10 protein-coding genes are annotated in these 8,587 nt (G+C 46.4%); 2 read left to right on the plus strand and 8 right to left on the minus strand.

The features are described from left to right. Positions 1-3 precede the first annotated feature (3 nt). Genes FIT99_RS12305 through mnmG form a run of 3 tightly spaced genes read right to left on the minus strand, consistent with a single transcriptional unit; the run spans position 4 to position 3,325 of the window. On the minus strand, positions 4-765 hold the full coding sequence (locus FIT99_RS12305) for a ParA family protein (protein ID WP_140004548.1): 762 nt from the start codon (positions 763-765) through the stop codon (positions 4-6). Next, positions 762-1,391, minus strand: coding sequence for a 16S rRNA (guanine(527)-N(7))-methyltransferase RsmG (rsmG, locus tag FIT99_RS12310; protein ID WP_396652215.1), 630 nt, complete (start codon positions 1,389-1,391; stop codon positions 762-764). The genes FIT99_RS12305 and rsmG overlap by 4 nt, the downstream gene beginning before the upstream one ends. Next, complete coding sequence (gene mnmG / locus FIT99_RS12315; RefSeq protein WP_189524833.1) at positions 1,388-3,325, minus strand: tRNA uridine-5-carboxymethylaminomethyl(34) synthesis enzyme MnmG; 1,938 nt, start codon at positions 3,323-3,325, stop codon at positions 1,388-1,390. Before mnmG ends, rsmG begins: the two co-directional genes overlap by 4 nt. Before the next feature lie 208 nt (positions 3,326-3,533). Between mnmG and cycA the strand changes: the two genes are divergently transcribed. Beyond that, positions 3,534-3,968: a cytochrome c'' gene (gene cycA, locus FIT99_RS12320; RefSeq protein WP_140004550.1), complete on the plus strand. Its 435-nt coding sequence runs from the start codon at positions 3,534-3,536 to the stop codon at positions 3,966-3,968. A gap of 5 nt (positions 3,969-3,973) precedes the next feature. Next, positions 3,974-4,558, plus strand: a complete 585-nt coding sequence (locus FIT99_RS12325; protein WP_140004551.1) for a cytochrome b/b6 domain-containing protein — start codon at positions 3,974-3,976, stop codon at positions 4,556-4,558. Positions 4,559-4,567: 9 nt separating this feature from the next. Here the strand turns inward: FIT99_RS12325 and mnmE are convergent, their stop codons facing one another. From mnmE to rpmH, 5 genes are read right to left on the minus strand one after another with little or no spacing between them, the layout of a single operon-like run. Next, the gene (mnmE, locus tag FIT99_RS12330; RefSeq protein ID WP_140004552.1) at positions 4,568-5,926 is read right to left on the minus strand and encodes a tRNA uridine-5-carboxymethylaminomethyl(34) synthesis GTPase MnmE; all 1,359 of its coding nucleotides are present in this window, start codon (positions 5,924-5,926) and stop codon (positions 4,568-4,570) included. Next, complete coding sequence (gene yidC, locus FIT99_RS12335) at positions 5,916-7,514, minus strand: membrane protein insertase YidC (RefSeq protein WP_140004553.1); 1,599 nt, start codon at positions 7,512-7,514, stop codon at positions 5,916-5,918. Before yidC ends, mnmE begins: the two co-directional genes overlap by 11 nt. A 19-nt stretch (positions 7,515-7,533) precedes the next feature. After that, a complete protein-coding gene (yidD, locus tag FIT99_RS12340; RefSeq protein WP_140004554.1) occupies positions 7,534-7,743 on the minus strand; it encodes a membrane protein insertion efficiency factor YidD in 210 nt (69 codons plus the stop codon). 5 nt (positions 7,744-7,748) lie between these two features. Further along, positions 7,749-8,096 (minus strand): ribonuclease P protein component, encoded by a 348-nt coding sequence (gene rnpA / locus FIT99_RS12345; RefSeq protein WP_140004555.1) that lies wholly within the window; start codon positions 8,094-8,096, stop codon positions 7,749-7,751. Between the two features lie 32 nt (positions 8,097-8,128). Then, positions 8,129-8,263: a 50S ribosomal protein L34 gene (gene rpmH, locus FIT99_RS12350; protein WP_018987191.1), complete on the minus strand. Its 135-nt coding sequence runs from the start codon at positions 8,261-8,263 to the stop codon at positions 8,129-8,131. Positions 8,264-8,587 lie beyond the last annotated feature (324 nt).

Here is an 8,587-nt window from a genome sequence, read left to right on the forward strand (position 1 = left end):
TTTTTATTGTTTTTGAATGATTTCTTGCGCCAGTTCGAGATAAGCTTGAGCCCCTTTTGAAGAACGGTCGTATAGCAAGACTGGCATGCCATAACTCGGGGCTTCCGCTAGACGCACATTACGCGGCACAATCGTCTGATAAACTTTTTTACCAAAATGGCTGACTAGTTGCGCGGACACTTGTTGTGCCAACATATTGCGGTTATCAAACATCGTGCGCAACAAACCTTCAATCTCCAAGACTGGATTTAAGTGAGCGCGCACTTTCTTTATAGTATTGACTAGGTCTGACAATCCCTCCAGCGCGTAATATTCGCACTGCATAGGAATCATCACCGAGTGTGCGGCGGTCAACGCATTCACCGTCACCAAATTAAGTGAAGGCGGGCAATCGAGTAAAACGTAATCATAGGCATCTTCGCCCAACTTGAGAATGGCATTTTTCAATCGGGTTTCGCGCGCCATTTCATTCACCAACTCGACTTCAGCCCCCGCCAAATCGCGATTAGAAGGCGCAACATCGAACTTGGCCGCTTCAGCACGTATCACCACTTCTTGAAGGGTTTTATTGCCAATGAGCACCTGATAAATACTATCTTTTAAATGGGCCTTATCAATGCCACTCCCCGTGCTGGCGTTTCCTTGCGGATCCAGGTCGACTAATAACACTTTTTGGCCATGCTCAGCCAAGCTGGCAGCAAGATTCACGCAGGTCGTGGTTTTACCCACGCCCCCTTTTTGGTTGGTAATTGCGATTATTTTCATTTGTTATTCTCAAACACAATTAAATGGCGCTCAGCTTGCAAATGAGGCACTTGCAAACGGATCACTTCTGTAGGGACGATTCTCGCTTGCGCTAATTCATCCGACGGTACCAACCCCTTCATCGCTAGCCAGCGACCATTTGGCGCAATAAGATGATCAGTCAGTTGCTTAAATAAAGCGATATCAGAAAATGCGCGTGAAATGATCTGTGAAAAAGGAGAGGGCGGATGATAGGCCTCCACTCTGCCATGCACCACTTGGGCATTTGCCAACCCTAATTCCGCCTTTACCTGCCGCATGAAAATGGCTTTTTTCTGTACCGTGTCTATGGTAGTCACCTCGACGTCCGGGCGCGCAATTGCAACCACGAGGCCTGGCAAGCCACCACCACTGCCAACATCCAGCAATTGCCCCGGTTGAATGTGTGGCAATACACTTAAACTGTCCATCAAGTGAAGCACTAACATCTCTTGCGGATCACGCACCGCGGTCAGGTTGTATACCTTGTTCCATTTTTGCAGCAGGGACAAATAGGCTAAACACTGCTCTTGCATCGCAATCGAGAGCACCGACTGCAAACCTAGCGCTTCAACCCCAGCGGACAGTTGCGGCAAAAGCTGCATCATGCTGCTGCAATATCGCCGGATTGGCTGATTTTTTTCTGACGACGCTTAAGATACACCAACAGTAGCGAAATTGTGGCTGGCGTAATGCCCTGAATGCGTCCGGCTTGACCAATTGTTTCTGGTTTTTGTGCAAGCAATTTTTGCCGCGCTTCATTACTCAGACCATGCACATCATTATAATCAATCACGTCGCCCAACCTTATATTTTCGCTATTTTTTTGACGTGCGATTTCTTCTTTTTGGCGATCAATATACCCTTGGTACTTGGCAGCAATTTCAACTTGCTCAATGACATCTTCTGCCAGCAACTCTGGCGCTGGCACAATATATAACAACGATTGATACGCAACTTCTGGTCTGCGCAATAACTCAAACAAGGAATACTCGTGTTCGAGTGGTTTTCCAAAAGTCGCAATTTGTGTTTCACGTGAAACAATCTTATTTGAGCCATCACTTGCTGCTTGCCCATTGTCGGGCTGCAGGAAGGTTCGCTTCAATCTCGCTTGCTCTCTAAAGACCGCTTCCTGTTTCTTACAAAAAGCCTCCCAACGCGCATCGTCTACCAAACCCAAATGACGACCTGCTTCGGTCAGACGCATATCGGCATTGTCTTCGCGCAATTGCAAACGATATTCTGCGCGGCTGGTAAACATACGGTAAGGCTCATTCACCCCAGTAGTAATGAGATCATCGACCAACACGCCTAAATACGCTTGTTCACGGGATGGGCACCAGCCTTCTTTATCTTGGGAATACAGAGCGGCATTTGCCCCCGCCAACAAGCCTTGCGCAGCAGCCTCTTCATATCCAGTCGTCCCATTGATTTGCCCAGCAAAAAACAAGCCTTTTACTGTTTTTGTTTCGAGAGTCGACTTTAAACCTCTGGGGTCGTAATAATCGTATTCAATAGCATATCCGGGGCGCAGAATGTGTGCAGCTTCTAAACCACGAATCGAGCGCACCAATGACAATTGAATATCAAACGGTAAACTGGTGGAAATCCCATTGGGGTATATTTCGTGCGTGGTTAAACCCTCAGGCTCCAAAAATACTTGATGGGAGTCTTTGTCTGCAAAGCGGTGGATTTTGTCTTCGACCGACGGGCAATAACGAGGACCCACTCCCTCAATGACGCCTGTATACATCGGCGAACGATCCAAGCCACTCCGAATAATGTTATGAGTTTGCTGATTGGTGTGCGTGATCCAGCAAGGCAATTGTTGTGGATGCTGTGACGCACGTCCCAAAAAAGAGAAAACCGGCAATGGTGTATCGCCAGGCTGTTCAGTCATGACACTATAATCAATCGTGCGGCCATCAATCCTAGGTGGCGTGCCAGTTTTCAAACGGCCTGCCGGGAGACCTATCTCGCGCAATCTTGCTGCTAACGAGATGGATGGCGGATCTCCGGCACGCCCAGCACTATAGTTTTGCAGGCCGACATGCACCAAACCCCCCAGAAAAGTACCCGCAGTCAGAACCACCGATTTGGCGGAAAAACGCAAACCGATCTGAGTAACTACGCCGGCGGCACGATCACCCTCTAAAATAATGTCATCTACTGCTTGTTGAAATAACCACAAGTTAGGCTGATTTTCTAGGCGATGCCGAATCGCTGCCTTATAAAGAATGCGATCCGCCTGAGCGCGTGTCGCGCGCACGGCGGGCCCTTTGCTAGCGTTTAAAATTCTGAACTGAATGCCGCCTTCGTCCGTGGCTGCAGCCATCGCTCCGCCGAGCGCATCAACTTCTTTGACGAGATGGCCTTTACCAATTCCACCAATGGAAGGGTTACAGGACATTTGCCCCAATGTCTCAATATTGTGGCTCAGCAATAAGGTTTTTTGCCCCATACGCGCTGCGGCCAAAGCAGCTTCTGTCCCAGCATGGCCGCCGCCCACCACAATCACATCGAATCGATCAGGAAAGTCCATCATAAATAATCTTGAACTGTTTGATTTAAAAAGATTTGTGATTTTAGCGTAAACTAATCAAATGGTCATTTAAATCACAACATTGATACACTTGATCTGTGTTTTAATACAATTTAAACACCGATTAATACAAATTAATTACAAGCAGGCCATAATTACTTAACATAAAAAGAATAGAATTATTTAAAACAACCAAGGAGCTTTAACCATGAGAATCAAAACAATCATTGCTGCATTTGCGGTGTTATTTTCAGCGCATGCAATGGCTGATGTTACCAATGCTGAAAAACTCGTCTATAAATACACCAACATTGCGCACTCTGCGAATCCAACGTTTCAAGCACCATCTATTACCGATGGTAAAATTTTCTTTAACCGCAAGTTCAATACAGCAAGCGGTAAAGAAGCAGCGTGCGCCTCATGCCACACCAACAACCCAGCGAACGTTGGTAAAAATATCGTTACTGGTAAAGAAATCCCACCCTTAGCGCCACGCGTGAATACCAAGCGCTTTACTGATATCGATAAAGTAGAAGAACAGTTCACTAAGCATTGTAATGACATTTTGGGGGCAGACTGCTCACCCTCAGAAAAAGCCAACTTCATTGCTTATCTGCTGACTGAAACCAAACCAACTAAGTAAACAAGATGCTGCGTTATGTTTGGGATCCGTTTATTAGGATCTTTCATTGGTCCCTCGTGGCGGCATTTAGCTACGCTTTTTATACCCACGCTTCCATGTGGGACCAATTGCATCACGCATACGCAGGCTATGTGGCAGGCACTTTAATCGTTGCTCGCATTATCTGGGGCTTGATCGCCACTGGTTATGCGAATTTTGATAGCTTTCCACTCAATCCCGTTTGGGCAGTCAAGCACCTCTTCAGATTACTGAAAGGCACAGCAAGACATTACATCGGGCACAATCCCACTGGGTCCATTGCAATTTATGCCATGCTGGGCCTAGGTGTCTTAACTGTTGGCTCTGGATGCATTGTCTACAATGATGGCTGGGGTTGGATCGACGATAACATGAGCAAGGTCATTCACCACTATGTAACGTGGACCTGGTTGATAGTGGTGGTGGTACATGTGTTAGGCGTGATCTTTGAGAGCCTGATTAACCGTGACAATTTAATCTGGGCGATGATTACTGGATGTAAAAGAGTTTGTAACATCGATGAGCGTTTTGATAAACGCAACACGCCATTCCCGAGAAAAAAAACCCGCTGAGGCGGGTTTTTATTTACCTATACAAAAGCGACTGAAAATCTCACCCAACAAATCGTCGGGGGTGAACTCTCCGGTAATTTGACCCAATGCCTCTTGGGCGCGACGCAACTCCTCAGCCAGCAATTCAGCCGCGTGCATCTGCTGCATGGCTTGTGTTAAATGTTCATCCACCAACTGTAAGGCTTGCAAGTGCCGCGCACGTGCCATAAACACGCCTTCGCCACTCGGCTGATAGCCAATCAAATCAAGTAGGGTTTTTTTGAGGTAAGCAATACCGTCGCCTGTCTTGGCAGATAAAAAAACATGCTGATCGAAATCACGCGTTTCTACGTGGGATGTTTCACGTGAAACATCGATTTTGTTATGTACCCAAACCTTTTTGACTGGCGGGGGTAGCTTTTGAAGAATTTGATTTTCAAGCGCGCCAATACCATGCTGAGCATCCACTAATAATAGGGCAACGTGAGCGGTTTCTAATGCCTTCCAGGTGCGCGCAATACCAACCTGTTCAACCGTATCATCTGTATCGCGCAACCCAGCCGTATCAATCACATGCAAAGGCACGCCTTCAATTTGTATGGCACTTTTAATGGTGTCACGCGTGGTGCCAGCAATGGGAGTGACAATCGCCAACTCTTCGCCTGAGAGTGCATTTAACAAACTAGATTTACCAACGTTTGGCTGGCCGATGAGCACAACGTTCATGCCTTCACGCAACAATGCACCTTGTTTGGCTTGATGAAAAATAGTTTGTAAGGCAACTTGATTCGCCTGCAATTTTTCGAGTACACGCCCTTGGGTAATAAAATCAATATCCTCTTCGGGAAAATCCAAACAGGCTTCCACATACAGACGGAGATCAACCAATTGTTGTAATAGGGTTTGAACGGCTTGAGAAAACTCCCCAGACAGAGAACGAACGGCGCTACGAGCAGCTTCAGCGGTGGCGGCATTAATGAGGTCAGCTACAGCTTCAGCCTGCGCTAGATCAATTTTATCGTTTAGATAAGCGCGCTGGGTAAATTCACCAGCTTGCGCGTGACGTGCACCACACTCTATGCAACGAGCCAGTAAGAGTTGCATTAACGCGGTGCCACCATGTGCCTGCAACTCGAGCACATCCTCACCGGTATAAGAATGAGGATTGGGGAAGTAGAGGGCAATACCACGGTCAATCAGGCTGCCGTCAGCCTGTAAAAAAGATAGATAAGCCGCATGCCGCGGGGCAGGACAATGCCCTAAGATCTGATGAGCGATATCGCTAGCCAGAGGGCCAGAAACCCTAACAACACCAATGCCGCCCGCGCCTGAAGCTGTTGCAATAGCGGCAATGGTGTCGTGCGTTGAAGCCACTTGATTACTTACCATTTCCTTTTTTAGTCAGCGCTTCCGTGTGAATCATCCGGTTAATCGCCCATTGTTGCCAAATGGATAGAATGTTATTCACCAACCAATACAATACCAAGCCAGCGGGGAAGAAAAAGAAGAAGATACTAAATGCCACCGGCATAATCTTCATTACTTTCGCTTGAATCGGATCGGTCGGCGGCGGATTTAAGAAAGTCTGAATAATCATAGTCGCACCCATCAGCACAGGTAGGACGAAATAGGGATCCGTCGCAGACAAATCTTGTATCCACCCAAAGAACGGCGCGTGGCGTAACTCGACAGAACCCAGAAGGACCCAGTAAAGCGAGATGAATACGGGAATCTGAACCAGAATGGGCAGGCATCCACCCATTGGGTTAATTTTCTCAGTCCGGTACATCTCCATCATGGCCTGCTGAAGTTTCTGTTTGTCGTCGCCAAACTTATCCTTTAAGGCTTGCATGCGAGGCGCAATCTCACGCAAGTGCGCCATATTGCGATAACCAGAGGCTGACAATTTGAAAAAAGCGGCTTTAATCAGAATGGTGAGAACGATAATCGCAATGCCCCAGTTTTTAACTAGATCATGAATATGAGTTAACAGCCACATCAGCGGTTTAGCAATGACGGTGAGAATGCCGTAGTCGACCACAAACTCAAGCCCAGGCGCAGCTGTTTCTAGATCATCATGCGCTTGTGGACCACTGAATAATTTTGCATCAACCGATTTAGTTGTACCCGGCGCAATATCACCAACCGATAGAATCGTGCCGATTGAAAAATCATGATCACTTAATTTAGTGGTGTAGAACTTGCGATCGGCATTCGATTGCGGGACCCAGGCACTGACAAAATAATGTTGAACAAGGCCAATCCACCCATCTTTAGCATTGATCGATACATCTTTTTTTGCCATATCATCAAATTTAATTTTGTTGTAATTGTCAGCTTTGGTGAAATAAGCACCGCCGGTGAACGTTGGCATCATTTTAGAGCCTTGGTTAGACTCATTATCATGAATAATTTGATAGTACACAGACGGGGAAATCGCCTTGTCACTATTGTTTTTAATTTCGTAAATGACGTCAATCAGATATTGACCACGATGAAAGCGGTAAATCTTATCCACAGCAACGCCATTGGTCTCAGGCGTAGTGAGTCTAACCTCTAATGTATCCTGATCTGGTTGTAGCGTGTAATCGGTAGCCGTTGTGGTAAAGGAAGCATAGTGTGTGGGTAAGCCATCACCCTTGAGGCCGGTTTGTGCAACATACAGCTTTTTTGCACTCGCATCACTCATTAATTCATAAGGGCCAGAGTTATCATCCGCCTGATGCTCTAATAAGGATAATTGACGTAAATCGCCGCCCACGGTGTCAATGACAGCGGCATAGCGATCTGTTTTAACAGAAATACGCGTGCCCTTAGTGAGCATAAAACCATTTTCTTGAGGCTTATCGGCTGATGGCGTTGAAGCGGCCTCCTGCGCTGTCACAGGGGTCGGGGCTTGCTGTTGTTGCCAAGCATCCCACAACAGCATGATAGAAAATGAAAAAATGACGAACAGAATTAAACGGCGAGTATCCATAAGGTTTCGTATTGAAATATCAGAGTAGGGGATCTACGCCGCCCGGATGCCAAGGATGACAGCGGGCGAGGCGACGAAGTGTTAATACAGTACCACGCATAGCACCATAACGGTGAAGCGCCTCAATAGCATAGTGTGAGCAAGTGGGGTGAAAACGGCAATGATGACCCAGCCAGGGACTTAGGCCCCACTGATAACTTTTAACAAGTAGAATTAGCAGCGTTTTCATTCACTTCACTGAGCCACGGGTGCGATTTTTTTTAGTCTTGCCAACAACTGTGACAAATCGCGTTGAATGGCTGAAAAATCCTCATGGTGAAAAGCTTTACGCACTTGGAGTACAACATCAAAACCAGAAGTAGCCGGTGGCGGTTGCACTCTTAAAAGTTCGCGTAGCACGCGTTTCATGTAATTGCGCTTCACAGCAAGTTTGGCAGTTTTTTTGGAAACCACCAAGCCATAACGATGATGATCATGCAAATTAGGCTTAATGTTAACCAATAACCACTCGCCGTAAATGCGCTTCTTAAAACTAAAAACGGATGAAAATTCATCCGTTTTTTTAAGCTTATGCAAAGTCATGCATTGAAATTCAAGCAATGCATCGCTTTGAATTACAGACCCAAGCGTTTGCGGCCTTTGGCGCGACGCGCAGCAATCACTGCACGGCCACCTTTGGTTTTCATGCGTACCAGAAAGCCATGGGTACGTGCGCGACGGGTTTTGGATGGTTGGTAGGTACGTTTCATTATTAAACTCCGGCCTTAAAGGCAATTAAACTGTAGTGCGACAATAACGAATGTAAACACTCAGTATTTGCCGATTTCGAAAACCCTTAATTAAACATCAAATTAAGCAGGTATGTCAATGATTTTTTTTACTATTATATAGACTAAGGCTGTGGATAACTCAGGATAAAACGATTAGAATGTTGGGCTTAGGTCAAGGTGACATTCACCCCAAGACCGCTTCTTCTGCCAAACTTCCCGGCAATTATAATGAACAAATACAAAAATCACCTGTGACACTGTGATGGGTTGTGTTTGCTGACACTTTTAAAAAGCACAGGAGCA

This window comes from Methylophilus medardicus (assembly GCF_006363955.1).
In the GTDB taxonomy this organism is placed as follows: Bacteria; Pseudomonadota; Gammaproteobacteria; order Burkholderiales; family Methylophilaceae; genus Methylophilus; species Methylophilus medardensis.